Origin of the sequence: Pseudomonas sp. ChxA (genome assembly GCF_030263855.1) — a bacterium.
GTDB classification, from domain to species: Bacteria; Pseudomonadota; Gammaproteobacteria; order Pseudomonadales; family Pseudomonadaceae; genus Aquipseudomonas; species Aquipseudomonas fluorescens_CB.
Map to the genome: position 1 here is coordinate 3135292 of NZ_JARPMK010000001.1, position 13540 is coordinate 3148831.

Annotated in this window: 13 protein-coding genes; 8 read left to right on the forward strand and 5 right to left on the reverse strand. The window is 58.9% G+C overall.

Translation table 11 applies throughout. The features are described from left to right. Nucleotides 1–83 precede the first annotated feature (83 nt). The 4 genes from P5706_RS13940 (at nt 84) to P5706_RS13955 (ending at nt 2958) form a co-directional block, all read left to right on the forward strand. Nucleotides 84–800, forward strand: a complete 717-nt coding sequence (locus tag P5706_RS13940; protein WP_200433752.1) for a helix-turn-helix transcriptional regulator — start codon at nt 84–86, stop codon at nt 798–800. Between the two features lie 51 nt (nt 801–851). Further along, nucleotides 852–1187 (forward strand): nuclear transport factor 2 family protein, encoded by a 336-nt coding sequence (locus P5706_RS13945; protein WP_200433753.1) that lies wholly within the window; start codon nt 852–854, stop codon nt 1185–1187. A gap of 15 nt (nt 1188–1202) precedes the next feature. Further along, entirely contained in the window at nt 1203–2309 is a 1107-nt protein-coding gene (gene zapE / locus P5706_RS13950) for a cell division protein ZapE (protein ID WP_285679582.1), read from the forward strand. A 157-nt stretch (nt 2310–2466) separates the two neighbouring features. Continuing rightward, nucleotides 2467–2958: a GNAT family N-acetyltransferase gene (locus P5706_RS13955; protein ID WP_200433755.1), complete on the forward strand. Its 492-nt coding sequence runs from the start codon at nt 2467–2469 to the stop codon at nt 2956–2958. A gap of 114 nt (nt 2959–3072) precedes the next feature. On the opposite strand, the gene P5706_RS13960 is transcribed toward P5706_RS13955, so the two are convergent. The 4 genes from P5706_RS13960 to P5706_RS13975 form a co-directional block, all read right to left on the reverse strand. Beyond that, the gene (locus P5706_RS13960; protein WP_200433756.1) at nt 3073–3285 is read right to left on the reverse strand and encodes a hypothetical protein; all 213 of its coding nucleotides are present in this window, start codon (nt 3283–3285) and stop codon (nt 3073–3075) included. Between the two features lie 142 nt (nt 3286–3427). Beyond that, nucleotides 3428–5665 (reverse strand): TonB-dependent siderophore receptor, encoded by a 2238-nt coding sequence (locus P5706_RS13965; protein ID WP_285679583.1) that lies wholly within the window; start codon nt 5663–5665, stop codon nt 3428–3430. Nucleotides 5666–5791: 126 nt separating this feature from the next. Beyond that, a complete protein-coding gene (locus P5706_RS13970; RefSeq protein ID WP_285679584.1) occupies nt 5792–7534 on the reverse strand; it encodes a phosphoethanolamine transferase CptA in 1743 nt (580 codons plus the stop codon). A 152-nt stretch (nt 7535–7686) separates the two neighbouring features. Continuing rightward, the gene (locus P5706_RS13975) at nt 7687–7863 is read right to left on the reverse strand and encodes a DUF6026 family protein (RefSeq protein WP_285679585.1); all 177 of its coding nucleotides are present in this window, start codon (nt 7861–7863) and stop codon (nt 7687–7689) included. Between the two features lie 269 nt (nt 7864–8132). On the opposite strand from P5706_RS13975, the gene gnd reads away from it, so the two are divergent. Genes gnd through P5706_RS13990 form a run of 3 tightly spaced genes read left to right on the forward strand, consistent with a single transcriptional unit; the run spans nt 8133 to nt 11457 of the window. After that, on the forward strand, nt 8133–9116 hold the full coding sequence (gene gnd / locus P5706_RS13980) for a phosphogluconate dehydrogenase (NAD(+)-dependent, decarboxylating) (RefSeq protein WP_285679586.1): 984 nt from the start codon (nt 8133–8135) through the stop codon (nt 9114–9116). Next, a complete protein-coding gene (gene zwf / locus P5706_RS13985) occupies nt 9113–10636 on the forward strand; it encodes a glucose-6-phosphate dehydrogenase (RefSeq protein WP_285679587.1) in 1524 nt (507 codons plus the stop codon). The genes gnd and zwf overlap by 4 nt, the downstream gene beginning before the upstream one ends. Continuing rightward, nucleotides 10633–11457, forward strand: coding sequence for a Cof-type HAD-IIB family hydrolase (locus P5706_RS13990; RefSeq protein ID WP_285679588.1), 825 nt, complete (start codon nt 10633–10635; stop codon nt 11455–11457). The genes zwf and P5706_RS13990 overlap by 4 nt, the downstream gene beginning before the upstream one ends. A gap of 68 nt (nt 11458–11525) precedes the next feature. Here P5706_RS13990 and P5706_RS13995 read toward each other — a convergent pair whose 3' ends face one another. Then, entirely contained in the window at nt 11526–11786 is a 261-nt protein-coding gene (locus tag P5706_RS13995; protein ID WP_017138124.1) for a hypothetical protein, read from the reverse strand. A gap of 344 nt (nt 11787–12130) precedes the next feature. Between P5706_RS13995 and P5706_RS14000 the strand changes: the two genes are divergently transcribed. Beyond that, nucleotides 12131–13456, forward strand: a complete 1326-nt coding sequence (locus tag P5706_RS14000; RefSeq protein WP_200433762.1) for a sigma-54 dependent transcriptional regulator — start codon at nt 12131–12133, stop codon at nt 13454–13456. The last annotated feature ends 84 nt before the right edge of the window (nt 13457–13540 follow it).

Sequence of the window (13540 nt, forward strand, 5' to 3'; positions counted from 1 at the left end):
CAAGAGGGGTTTTTACTGCTGACGTTTTCTGACAGGGTGCTCTGCTAAGCTGCGGTACTTTTTCCTGTTTCGGCGGAGTCCACGTGTCGCGTACCACTCGTTTACTCACGTTGTTGCAGGCCTTGCGGGGCAAGAAGCGCCCAGTGACAGCAGCCGTACTGGCTGCGCAGTTGGAAGTGTCCGAGCGCACGCTGTACCGCGATATCGCCGAGCTGACAGCACTGGGTGCGCCGATTTTTGGTGAGGCCGGGGTGGGCTATGTGCTGCGCAGCGGGCTTTTTTTGCCGCCATTGATGCTCAACGCCGAGGAAACTGAAGCCATCGTGCTGGGCTTGCGCTATGTGGACCAACGCGGCGATGACGTGCTCAGCCGTGCGGCCGCCAATGCCTTGGCGAAAATCGCCGATGTGCTGGATCCGGCTGCCCAGGAAGCCTTGCGTAACCCCACGCTGCTGCCGGGGCCACCCGGCTTTGGCTACCCGGAAAACCGCGTGCCGCTGAATGTGTTCCGCGAGGCTATTCGCAACCAGGCCAAGTTGCATATCGATTACGCCGACGCCAGCCAAACCCAGAGCCAGCGGCTGATCTGGCCGCTGGCATTGGGGTTTCTCAATGAGGTGCGTGTGATCGTGGCCTGGTGCGAGTTACGGGGTGCTTATCGTACGTTTCGCACCGATCGGGTGGCCGCAGCCGACGCCCGCGGTGAGCGTTACCCAGGCCGGCGCAGCGACCTGCTGCGCGGCTGGCGCACGTTGATGGAACAGAATGATTCGGGCCCCTTTACTCCTGACAAAAACTGACACAGGGCTGGCTTAGCATGGCGCCATAAATCACTAAAAAGGAGCTGTGCCATGTCTTTTCCAGCGTTAGCGCCCGCCATTGCAGCCTACATAGCCGCGACCAATACCGGCGACACCTCAGCCATTGCCCAGTGTTTTGCCGACGATGCCAATGTGTTCGATGAAGGCGAGCATCAGGTCGGTCCGGCCGCCATTGCCCGCTGGGTCGAGGACACCGGACGGCGTTATCAGCCGCGCGTCGAAGTGATCAACGTGGAGCATCGCACCGGCAAGGTCTTGGTCAGCAATGTGGTTTCCGGCAATTTCCCCGGTAGCCCACTGGAGCTGCGTTACACCTTCCGCCTGAACGCGCAGGGCAAGATTTCACGGCTGGATATCTCGCTGTAAGTCATACTGGCACGCATGACTATCGACTCGCCGCTCGCCGCCTACCAACACGCCATCGCCCAGCAAGGTTTCGTACCCGACGACGCCCAGCGCCGGGCGGTGCAAGCCCTGCAAACCTGCTTTGAGGCCTTGCACCAAGGCCGCTCGCCGATTCCCGGGGTTTACCTGTGGGGGCCGGTGGGTCGGGGCAAGACCTGGTTGATGGACCAGTTCTATCAGAGCCTGCGCGTTCCCGCGCGGCGCCAGCATTTTCATCACTTCATGGGCTGGGTGCATCAGCGCTCTTTTCAGCTCAGCGGCATCCATGATCCCTTGCAGGCTTTGGCGCGCGAGCTCAGCCAGGACGTGCGCGTGTTGTGTTTCGACGAACTGTTCGTCAACGACATTGGTGATGCGATCATTCTCGGCCGACTGTTCCAGGTGATGTTCGAGGAGGGCGTGGTCATGGTCTGCACCTCCAACCAACCGCCGGATGAGCTGTACGCGGGCGGCTTCAACCGCGAACGATTCCTGCCGGGTATTCAGGCGCTCAAGCAGCATATGCACGTGGTGGCGGTAGACGGTGGTGAAGACCACCGTCTGCATCCGGGTGTGGGGCTGCAGCGCTATTGGGTCAATCAGCCGCAAGCGCTTGCCACACTGTTCAAACAGTTAACTGAAGGCCAGGTGACAAGCTGCGGCGCGGTCAGCGTCGGGTACCGTTCGATAGTGGCGGTGCAGTCCAGCGACACGGTGCTCTGGTGTCGGTACGCCGATTTGTGCGAGCAACCCTTGGCAGCGATGGACTTCATGCTGCTGTGTGACCGCTACAAGGCGATCCTGCTCGGTGAAGTGCCTAACCTGAGCGCACAAAAACGCCCGGCGCGGATTGCCCGTGGCACGGAGGATGCGGCTCAACGTGTGGTGGCGGGTGATCGAGAATTGCCTGAATTGTCGGTACACGATGACAGTGTGCGGCGCTTCATTGCACTGGTGGATGAGTGCTACGACCGTAAAGTGCCATTGTTTATCGAGGCCCAGGTGCCGTTGGCAAGCCTTTACACCGAGGGCTACCTGGAGTTTGCGTTCCGGCGCACCCTGAGTCGTTTGCAAGAAATGCAACTGCAACGGTTCGGCGCCTAGGAAAAATCCCAGGCCCGTGGTGCGTGTTGGGGGGCGCAACCTTCGTCATTTCCGTCAGGTATTTGTAGCTAATCTCCTTCATCTGCGACGGACTCCCCGCTTACAATCGTCTCCTCAAAGGGGACCGATTCCCTTGTAGTCGTGATTGAGGAAGGAAATGGACACCCCAGACATCCTGGTGCTGCAAGCCAGCTACACCAACCCCGTGCATGCCGAAGCCATTGGCCAGGTGCTCAACCATTACGCTGAAGACCCGATGGGTGGCGGTCACACGCTGCCAGCCGATCTGCTGCAGCAACTGCCAGCCGAACTGGCCAAGCGCCCCCACGCTTTCAGCGTACTGGCGTTTGTCGGCGGGGAGCCGGCGGGTTTGGTCAATTGTTTTGAAGGGTTCTCGACGTTTGCCTGCCGCCCGCTGATCAACGTACACGATGTGGTGGTGATGAATCAGTTTCGTGGCTTGGGGCTGAGCCAGAAAATGCTGCTCAAGGTCGAAGAGATTGCCCGTCAGCGCGGTTGCTGCAAGATCACTCTGGAAGTGCTTGAAGGCAATGACGTGGCGCAAGCGGCCTATCGCAAGTTCGGTTTTGATGATTCGATTTTTGATCCCGCCCATGGCCGCATGCTGTTTTGGAGCAAGCCGCTTTAATCACGTTGTTTGATATAAGCAGCATAAAAAAATGGCGCCATTAAATGGCGCCAAATTAACCTTTGCCAAAGGAGCGGATTGGCACAGGGGCATGCGGATTAACTAAAGATTAAATCAGCTGTTAGGTTGTTGCTCGGCACTGGACTGTTCGGTCTTTACATTCTTGCCGTCGGCCAGTGCTGTTTTGTCCGTGGTGCCGTGAATTTGCTGCTGGGTGAAGGCGAAGTTGTTGTAAAACTCCTTCGAGCGCTCTGAGCCGCCCTCTGCGAAGGCAGCTACGGAGGTCAGGCTCATCAGGCCGGCAAGCATCAAGGTCGAAAGTTTCATGGCAGTATTCCCATTAAGAGTGAGTGGTGTCTGATCGCTCCGTGATCTGATTCATGGCGCGACTATGCCGCCATCTTATTAAGTGGGAATTAACATGGAACTGCCCCGAAGTTAACGTTTTTGTTAACTTCGGGGTTGCAGTTTATAGCTGCCAATCCAGTGCCAGTGTGATCGAGCGTGGGTCTCCCCAATACACGCCATTATAAAAACCGACGCGCTCGTAATATTTTTTATCAAATAGATTATTGACGTTGACTGACGCAGAAACATGCTCGTCGAATTGGTAGCGCGACATCAGGTTGACCACGGTGTAGGCCTGCTGCGTAATCTTGGTGCTTTCGGTCACCAGGCGCCCGTTGCTGTCCCGGGCACCGGTAGGGCGTGGGGCAAACTTGTAGAAATCGCTCTGCCAGTTCACCGCGCCACCTACCGTCAACCCGCGCCATTGGCCCGGCAGGCGATACGCCGTGGACAGTTTCAACAGGTTGAGTGGCTGGTCGGTGTTGTTGCGCTGTTTATCACCATTGACTGAGTGGGTGTAGGTGTAACCTGCTGTCAGGTTCCAGTCTGGCAGGACCTCGCCCGATGCCTCCACCTCAAAGCCCTGGACCTTGTTGCCTTTGCCGCCCGACTTGTAGAACTGCTCGCGCGTGACGGGATCCGGCGGTGCGCTGTTATCGAGTTCGGCGACGTTATCCTGAGTGCTCCAAAAGTACGCGGTGGCCAGGTTCAGGCGCTCATTGAGCAGGCTGCCCTTGAGCCCGACTTCGTAGTTGCTGCCCACCACCGGCTCCAGGTACTTCTTGCTGGAATCGCGTGCATCCTGAGGGTTGAATATATCGGTGTAGCTGGCATACACGGTGTACTCGGGGGTGATGTCGTAGAGCAGCCCCGCATACGGCGTCCACATATCGTTGTGGGTCTGGCGGGTTTTGCTCGATTGGGTCAGTTGGTTATTGTCGTTGTACTGCGGCGAGACGCTTTCGATTTCCCAACTGCCATAGCGGCCGCCGAGAACCGCGTGCAGTTTGTCGGTGAGGCTCAGGCGAGTCGCCAGGTAACCGGCTTTCTGTTTTTTGCTGCTGTGGTCGCCTTTGAGGCCGGTAGTGCGGTCGGGGAACTTGGGGATATCGCCCATGTGCTGCCAGTCTTTGATGTCTTCATAGCCAGCGGGTGTGCTGTAGCGCTGAAACGGCGATGAGTCGCGCTGCTCGGATTCGCCGTACCCTGCCATTAGCTCATGCTCACGGCCAAACAATGAATAGGTCCCGGCAAGGTTGAAGTCCACCACGTCCATTTTCGATGTACCGACCATCTGGTTGGTCCAGGCGTTCATGCCGCTGCCATCCGGGTTGGGGTAGCCGGCGCCGCCGTAGTACACCTTGCCATCAGTGTCACTCTGGCGATGGGTGTAGGCGGCTTTGAGGCGCCAGTCGGCGGACAGCTTATGGTCGATAGAGGCGAAGGTGGTCTTGTCTTTGAGTGGCCAGGAACTCCAGTCGGCAGCCATGTTGGCCGAGCGTGACAGTCGCGCCTTGCTGCCATCGCTGTTCCAGTAGGGCAGGGTGCCCCAAGAGGTGCCTTGCACATGTTTGTTCTGATAGTCCAAGCCTACGGCGACCACCGTGTCGTCGGTCAGGTCGCCTTCGAGGATGCCGTAGCCGACCTCCCGTTGCATGGCGTAATTGTCGCGATAGGACTGGCTGTCGCGATAGGCCAGTACCGTGCGACCACGCAGTCGCCCATCAAACGCCAGGGGGCCGCCCACATCAACGTAGCTGTAGTAGTTGTCATGGCTGGCGCCGCTGACGCCGGTCTTGGCTTGCCAGTCTGCGGTCGGGCGCTTGCGGATCATGTTGACCGTGGCCGACGGGTCGCCCGCACCGGTGGTCAGGCCGGTGGCGCCGCGCACTACCTCGATGCGGTCGTAGATGATGGTATCGGCATCCGGCTTCATGCGCCCGTAGGTGCTGAGCATGCCGTCGACCTGGTAATTGCTGATCGAGTAGCCGCGGGAAGAGTAACCGACCCGATCCGAGTCCAGGTGCTGCACCGTTATGCCTGTGGTCTGGCGCAGCACGTCAGTCAGCGTATTGAGGTTGAAGTCATCCATCTGCTGACGGGTAATCACCGAAACCGATTGCGGGGTTTCCTTGATGGACATGTTCAGCTTGGTGGCCGTGTTCATCGAGCCGGTGGTGTAGGCACCGGTGTGTTCGGTGGTCGCGCCCAAGCCTTCGGCGGTGATGCTGGTGGCACCCAGCTCAAGGGCGCGTGGCGGGGCAGGCTCGGGGTCGGTTTCAGCCAGCAGGTCCTGGCTCAGCGCGACGCTGAACAGGCCAAGGGTGAGGGTCATGGAACGGGTAAAGGGCGCGAACATCGCAGCAGACTCCTTGTCGTCTTTGCGGCCTTCCAAAAGGGAAGGCCATGGCTCAAAGACGAAAGGAGGCGCGGGACTTTAGGTTTAAACGAGAATGATTGTTATCTTTCTGTTACAAGGCTCACGCTATTTAGCAACCACTTCAGAGGCGTCCGGCTTCTTTGGCTTGATCAGGCTGAAATCAATCAAGCCCTTTTTCTGGCCGATGTAAGGGTCACCAATCAGCAACGGGCGTGGCTTGAAGCTGTCGTTCACCAAGCTCTTGCTACGGTCCCACTCATCGAAGCTCAGCCCGGCCAGGTCGGCCCAGGTGTGGATCAACTGTGAACTGCTGTAAGGGCGCTGCAAATCGCTGGCAAAGCTCCAGTCATGGGTTTCGCGCCATTTCGGCGAGGCGTAGGCCATGAACGGGATGGTGTACATCGGCGCCGTCGGTTTGCCTTCGTTACGGCCCAGGGTACTGTGGCCGGCCGAGTCGAACACATCTTCGCCGTGGTCCGAGAGGTACAGCAGGAAGCCGTTCGGGTCGGTCTTGGCGTAATCCTTGATCAGGCTCGACACCACGAAGTCGTTGTACAGCACCGCGTTGTCGTAGCTGTTATAGGTCGGCAACTGATCGTCGCTGACACCGGCCGGTACGCCCTGGCGATCGGTGAACTTGTCGAAGGTCGGCGGGTAGCGGTACTGGTAGCTCATGTGCGTGCCCAACAGGTGCACCACGATAAACTTGCGCTCGGCAGGGTCGGCCAACGCCTTGGCGAACGGTGCCAGCACGTCGCCGTCGTATTGGCGGGCGTTCTGGTTGCGGTTGTTGTTGAGATACACCTGCTCGTCAGCCTGCTCGGAAAAGGTGGTGAGCATGGTGTTGCGCTTGGTCATGGTCTGCTGGTTGGTGATCCAGTAGGTCTTGTAGCCCGCCTGTTTCATCACGCTGACGATCGACGGCGTCTTCAAGTACAGGTCCGGGTTTTCTTCGTCGGCAAACGTCAGCACCTGTTGCAGCGCTTCAATGGTGTAGGGCCGCGGAGTAATGACGTTGTCGAACACCGCCAGTTGGTCGCGCAGCTTGTCCAGTTCCGGCGTGGTATTGCGCGGGTAGCCGTAAAGGCTCATGCGCTGACGGTTGGTGGATTCGCCGATCACCAGCACCAGGGTCGACGGCTGGTCAGCCATGGTGTCCTTGAGGTTCTTCAAGGGCGGGATCTTGCTGGCGCTGGTGAGCATGCCCTGCATGCTGTTGAGCTGTTCGGTGTAGCGGCGGTAGGCAACGATCATCTGCCATGGCACGGCAGGTTCGACGCGGCTTTCAAAGCCGTCGATGGCCAGTTCCATGGTCGGGTTGGTGGCAATCTGCTTAACCAGCGGGTAACCGACCACGGCCAGCACAATCGCGGTGGCTGCCAATAGCGCCTGGCCACGCGGCAGGTAAACCGGACGCAGGCGGGTCCACAGGAACACTGCCACGGCGGTATGGGCGATGAATGCCAGCACGATCCACCAGGCGAAGTACTGAGTCGCGTATTCGCCCGCTTCAGAGATGTTCGACTCGAACATGATGAAGATGACGCTTTGCGAAAATTCCTGCTGGTAGATGAAGAAATACCCCAGGCTCGCCATCGAACAGGCCCACAGCACCACGCCGATCAAGGCTGCGAGCAAGCGTGTGCGTTTTGGGAACAGCAGCATCGGCGCGAGCCAGAACGCGCTCAGGAAGAAGGCTTGGCGAAAACCACTGAAACCGGAGGTGCCGGTCAGTTGGATCAGGAGTTGGGTAATACCCGAGAAGTACCAGAAAAACAGGAACAACCAGCCAAGACCGGCCCAATCAAAGCCTTTCGCAGACTTGGTGCTGCGTTTGAACATCGCCATCCAGTACTCCAACCCGATAATTGCTCAGTCGCTGCGCAGGAATGCACGCGACAGCGGGCCGCCGCGTGTGCGTGGCCCTATTCGGCGGGAGTATCGGGAGGAGGATGTGAAAACTTCGTGAGTTATTTCTGAAGGCTTCGTTCAGCTGAGGTTCAGCAAAGTGCGGGCTGGGCGCCGGATGCCTGATTGACCTGCGCTTGAAGGTGTGCGCGCAGGCGCAGGACTTCCTGTTGCAGTTGATCGCGCTCTTCTTTTAATTGGCGCAATTCATCGCGACGCACGCTGACGTACAGGGTCTGTGGTGGTCGGGTCATCTGTGCTGTGCTCATTGCTTACCTCGCAAATAGCCGGTAGATCGCGGTGCCGGAACGCGTCAATCGAGGTTCTCGGCAACAGTCGGAAGCAATTCTGAATTCTTTTTTAGGTCAATGGAACTTTTTTATTTTTGGTGGTCTCTGTGACTTTTTCGGCGGTGATGCTGAAACGATGGCATTTTTTGTCATGAAACTACACGGATCCGCTCTGGACTAACCCTCATTAGCCTCATTGCGCTATAAACTATGTCACACATTTATTTAGCAGTTAGGAGCATCAGCACATGCAACTGGGGATTATCGGACTAGGCCGCATGGGCGGTAACATTGCGCGGCGCCTGATGCTCAATGGGCATACCACCGTTGTATACGACCGTAACGAAGCATTCGTCAAAGGCTTGAGCGAGGAGGGCGCCACCGGCGTCGCCGACCTCAAGGCCCTGGTAGCGGGCCTGCAAAAGCCGCGCGCTGTGTGGGTGATGCTGCCGGCAGGCGCGCCCACCGAAGACACTATTAATACGCTCAGTGAGTTGCTCGAAGACGGTGACGTGATCATCGACGGCGGCAACACCCTGTACAAAGATGACATCCGTCGTGCCAAGGCCTTGTCGGAAAAAGGCCTGCATTACGTCGACGTCGGCACCTCCGGCGGCGTCTGGGGCCTGGAGCGCGGCTATTGCATGATGATCGGCGGCGACGTCGAGACCGTGCAGCGCCTCGACCCGATTTTCGCCAGCCTGGCACCGGGACTGGGCAGCATTCCACGCACCAAGGACCGTTCGGCCTCTGCCGACAGCCGCGCCGAACACGGTTACATCCACGCAGGCCCAGCCGGTTCCGGGCACTTTGTGAAGATGATCCACAACGGCATCGAGTACGGGATGATGCAGGCCTTTGCTGAAGGCTTCGATATCCTCAAGACCAAAAACTCGGATAGCCTGCCAGAGCACGAGCGCTTCGACCTCAACGTTGCCGATATTGCCGAAGTCTGGCGCCGTGGCAGCGTGGTCTCGTCCTGGCTGCTGGACCTGACCGCCGACGCATTGGCCACCGACCCGAAACTCGACGGCTACTCCGGCTCCGTGGCCGACAGTGGCGAAGGCCGCTGGACCATTGAAGCGGCCATGGAGCAGGCCGTGCCGGTACCGGTGCTGTCCACGTCGTTGTTCGCCCGCTTCCGTTCCCGTCAGCAGAGCACCTACGGTGACAAAATGCTGTCTGCCATGCGCTTCGGCTTTGGTGGCCACGTGGAGACTTCCAAAAAATGACCGCTAACGGCAAGAAACCCAAGGCCGAACCTGCTCCACCCACTACCTTGTTTCTCTTTGGCGCCCATGGCGACCTGGTCAAGCGCCTGCTCATGCCGGCGCTGTACAACCTGAGTCGTGACGGGCTGCTGGGCGACGGTCTGCGTATTGTCGGCGTTGATCACAACGCCATCAGCGACGCCGACTTCGCCAAGAAACTCGAGGACTTCATTCGCACCGAGGCCGCCAGCAAAGTCCGCGGCAATGGCGAAAACGCCCTGGACCCCGAGCTGTGGGCGCAGTTGGCCAAAGGCATCAGCTACGTCGAGGGCGATTTCCTCGACGACAGCACCTACGCCGACATCGGCAAGAAGATCGCCGACAGCGGCACCGGTAACGCGGTGTTCTACCTGGCGACCGCACCGCGCTTCTTCGGTGAAGTGGCGCAGCGCCTGGGCAGTGCCGGCCTGCTCAACGAGACCGATGACGGTTTCCGTCGTGTGGTGATCGAAAAACCTTTCGGTTCGGACCTTGCCACTGCCGAAGCGTTGAACGCGTGCCTGCTCAAGGTGATGAGCGAGAAGCAGATCTATCGCATCGACCATTACCTGGGCAAGGAAACCGTACAGAACATTCTGATCAGCCGTTTTTCCAACGTGCTGTTCGAAGCGTTCTGGAACAACCATTACATCGACCACGTGCAAATCACTGCGGCGGAAACCGTTGGCGTCGAGACGCGGGGTAATTTCTTCGAGAAAACCGGCACCTTGCGCGACATGGTGCCTAACCACCTGTTCCAGCTCCTGGCGATGGTGGCCATGGAACCACCCGCGGCGTTTGGCGCCGATGCGGTGCGCGGTGAAAAGGCCAAAGTAGTCGGTGCTATTCGCCCGTGGTCGTTGGAAGATGCGCGCGCCAATTCGGTACGCGGCCAGTACAGCGCCGGCGAAATCGGCGGCAAGTCGCTGCCCGGCTATCGTGAAGAAGCCAACGTTGCGCCTGACAGCAGCACCGAGACCTTTGTCGCCCTCAAGGTGATGATCGACAACTGGCGTTGGGTCGGTGTGCCGTTCTACCTGCGTACCGGCAAGCGCATGAGCTTTCGCGACACCGAAATCGTGATCTGCTTCAAGCACGCGCCGTATGCGCAGTTCCGCGACACGGATGTGGATGAGCTCAAGCCCACCTACCTTAAAATCCAGATCCAGCCAAACGAAGGTATGTGGTTCGACCTGTTGGCCAAAAAACCTGGGCCGGCCCTGGAAATGGCCAACATCGAACTGGGTTTCGACTACAAGGACTTCTTCGAAATGCAGCCGTCGACCGGGTATGAAACCCTGATCTACGACTGCATGACCGGTGACCAGACCTTGTTCCAGCGCGCCGACAACATCGAAAATGGCTGGCGTGCGGTGCAGCCGTTCCTGGATGCCTGGAAGCAAGACGACGCGATCCAGGCCTACAAGGCCGGTGAAGATGGCCCGGCGGCGGCCGATGAGTTGCTGGCCCGCGATGGCCGCACCTGGCATAGCCTCGGATGAGTGATGCAGCGATTCATCCCATCCAGTTGGTGCTCAGTGATGTAGACGGCACCTTGTTGCATCCTGACCACAGCCTTAGCCATCGCACCGCCGATACAGTCCGAGCGTTGCGTGACGCTGGGGTGTTTTTCAGCCTGGCCAGCGGGCGCCCGCCGAAGGCCATGCTGCACTTGATCGAAACGTTTGGCATCGATGTGCCGGTCGCCGGTTTTAACGGGGGCACGTTGATCAACCCGGATGGCAGCATCCTGGTTGCTCATCACCTGCCGGCGGAGGCGGCGCTGGTGACCCTGGCGCTGTTTTCGGCCGAGCCGGACGTGGAGGTCTGGGTGTTCGCCGATGGCGATTGGCTGCGCCGCGACCCGCCTGGGCCAATGGTGCAGCGCGAAGCCGATGGCTTGGGTTACGGGCCGGTGGTGGTGGAGAGTTTTGAACCGTACCTGGACCGGGTCGACAAAATCGTCGCTGCCAGCAACAACACGCAGTTGTTGATCGAACTGGAAGCGCAGTTGCAGCCCAAGGTGCAAGGGCTCGCACAGGTATCGCGTTCGCAGCCGGTGTACCTGGACGTCACGGCCATGCTCGCCAACAAGGGCGAAGCATTGAAAACCCTGGCTGCGCACCTCGGGGTGCCGATGGAACAGACGGCGGCCATCGGCGATGGCGGCAATGACCCGGCGATGTTTGCAGTGGCGGGTTTGTCGATTGCGATGGGGCAGGCGGAAGAAACCGTCAAGCGCCAAGCCAGTGTGGTCACCGGCAGCAATGTCGAGGACGGCGCTGCCGAAGCGATCGAGCGTTTTATTCTTGCGCCGCGATAACTCGCTGACGGTGTGATGTTCAACTTCCGATCAATTGTCAGGCAATGATCGGAAGTTGATGCCCAGTCTTACTTTTGCATAACCCATGACTGCAATTGGTAGCCGTTTTTGTCGAGTTCGGCACGTGCCTGCAACAACAATTCTTCCAATTGAGCCGGGTCGGTATAAGTACTCGAAGACAGCTGTTTGCTGCCGATACGGGTATTGGTACGGTCGATGACGCTCAGGCTGAGGGCGCCATTGCCATCGTGCCAGGCCACGCACTGAAAGGGCTGGAAGGCACGGTCTGCGATCAAAAGAGCTTCGTTGATGCGGAGCGGGGCGTTCATGTGGGTCTTCTCTCTAAATGCCCAGTCAATTAAGTACCGTCGGTTGGGCGAGCCAGACGGTGAGTTACTTGTACTGATGCACGATGGCAGGGTACGGGTCACATCTTAGAGCAAGAAATTTCAACTTTTCGTGATTGACGTCATGTAAGCGGCTGTTTTGAAAGCGCATTGAGTTTGGCAGTCGCGGCTGATTTTTTGCCGTCAGCGACGCCGAGATGGCTTTGTGCCCAGACTTATAGCGAAACGATACAATGGCTGCGTCAATAACTTGCTAGTGTTAGCGCCAGGCCGCACAAACCGTTGTTTATAAATAACTTTAACAATTTTGGCGCCAAGGAATAGTCATGATTGTTACACCTGTCCAACGACGCTTGCTCGTAGTCGACCCGTGCGACGACTGCCACCAGCTATTGCCCGGTCTGCACAGTGCGGGGTGGGAAGTGGACAGCTGCGCGCTCGCCGCCGTAGGCGACAGGTCGTGTGATGTGGGGCTACTGCGCCTGCAGCCGTATCACCTGGAGCGTCCCGAAGCGGTCAAGGAATTGATCAGCCGCAGCGGCACCGAATGGATCGCCGTGCTCAGCCAGGACGTTTTACGCCTGCAAAATGTCGGCGATTTTGTCTGTGAATGGTTTTTTGACTTCCACACCCTGCCGTTTGATGTGGCTCGCGTGCAAGTCACGCTGGGGCGTGCATTTGGCATGGCGCGCTTGCGCGGCAAAGGTCATGCACTGATCGACGCGCAGGAACATGAACTGCTGGGCGACAGCCGACCCATTCGTGAGCTGCGCAAATTACTCGCCAAGCTCGCACCTACAGAGTCGCCGGTGCTGATCCGCGGCGACAGCGGCACCGGCAAAGAGCTGGTGGCCAAGACCCTGCATCGCCAATCCCAGCGCCATGCCAAGCCCTTCGTCGCGATCAATTGCGGCGCCATTCCCGAGCACCTGATCCAGTCCGAGCTGTTCGGCCATGAAAAAGGCGCGTTCACCGGCGCTCACCAGCGCAAGATCGGGCGTATCGAAGCGGCCCACGGTGGCACGCTGTTTCTCGATGAGATCGGCGACTTGCCCATGGAACTGCAAGCCAACTTGCTGCGTTTCCTGCAGGAAAAGCAGATAGAACGCGTCGGTGGCAGCCAGCCCATCCCGGTGGATGTGCGGGTGCTGGCAGCGACACACGTGGACCTGGAAGCGGCGGTTGCGAAGGGCACCTTTCGTGAAGACTTGTATTACCGGCTTAATGTCTTGCAGGTGATAACCGCCCCATTGCGCGAGCGGCATGGCGACGTGGCAATGCTGGCCAACCATTTCTCACGCTTCTACAGCCAGGAAACCGGGCGCAGGCCGCGCAGCTTCAGCGAGGATGCCTTGGTTGCCCTGGGCCAACACCCGTGGCCGGGCAATGTGCGCGAGTTGGCCAACCGTGTGCGCCGTGGTCTGGTGCTGGCAGAAGGTCGCCAGATCGAAGCCGTTGACCTGGGGTTGCAAGGTGAACAGGCAATTGCGCCGCCCATGGCTACACTGGAAGATTACAAGCACCGCGCTGAACGCCAGGCGTTGTGCGATGTGCTCAACCGGCACAGCGATAACCTGAGTATCGCGGCCCGTGTGCTAGGCGTGTCGCGGCCGACGTTCTACCGGTTGCTGCACAAGCACCAGATCCGCTAGGGCGGGTAACCGAAAAGCCCCGCAACGACCCTTATCGTTGCGGGGCTGATCATTCCCACGCTCCACGTGGTAATGCCTCCAAGG

Bases quoted from the DNA above. Each gene is read 5' to 3' on its own strand.
- P5706_RS13960 (WP_200433756.1), bottom strand. From the start codon at position 3,285: ATGAAACTTTCGACCTTGATGCTTGCCGGCCTGATGAGCCTGACCTCC.
- P5706_RS13970 (WP_285679584.1), bottom strand. From the start codon at position 7,534: ATGGCGATGTTCAAACGCAGCACCAAGTCTGCGAAAGGCTTTGATTGG.
- P5706_RS14000 (WP_200433762.1), top strand. From the start codon at position 12,131: ATGATTGTTACACCTGTCCAACGACGCTTGCTCGTAGTCGACCCGTGC.
- P5706_RS13965 (WP_285679583.1), bottom strand. From the start codon at position 5,665: ATGTTCGCGCCCTTTACCCGTTCCATGACCCTCACCCTTGGCCTGTTC.
- P5706_RS13990 (WP_285679588.1), top strand. From the start codon at position 10,633: ATGAGTGATGCAGCGATTCATCCCATCCAGTTGGTGCTCAGTGATGTA.
- P5706_RS13975 (WP_285679585.1), bottom strand. From the start codon at position 7,863: ATGAGCACAGCACAGATGACCCGACCACCACAGACCCTGTACGTCAGC.
- zwf (WP_285679587.1), top strand. From the start codon at position 9,113: ATGACCGCTAACGGCAAGAAACCCAAGGCCGAACCTGCTCCACCCACT.
- gnd (WP_285679586.1), top strand. From the start codon at position 8,133: ATGCAACTGGGGATTATCGGACTAGGCCGCATGGGCGGTAACATTGCG.
- P5706_RS13945 (WP_200433753.1), top strand. From the start codon at position 852: ATGTCTTTTCCAGCGTTAGCGCCCGCCATTGCAGCCTACATAGCCGCG.
- P5706_RS13955 (WP_200433755.1), top strand. From the start codon at position 2,467: ATGGACACCCCAGACATCCTGGTGCTGCAAGCCAGCTACACCAACCCC.
- P5706_RS13995 (WP_017138124.1), bottom strand. From the start codon at position 11,786: ATGAACGCCCCGCTCCGCATCAACGAAGCTCTTTTGATCGCAGACCGT.
- zapE (WP_285679582.1), top strand. From the start codon at position 1,203: ATGACTATCGACTCGCCGCTCGCCGCCTACCAACACGCCATCGCCCAG.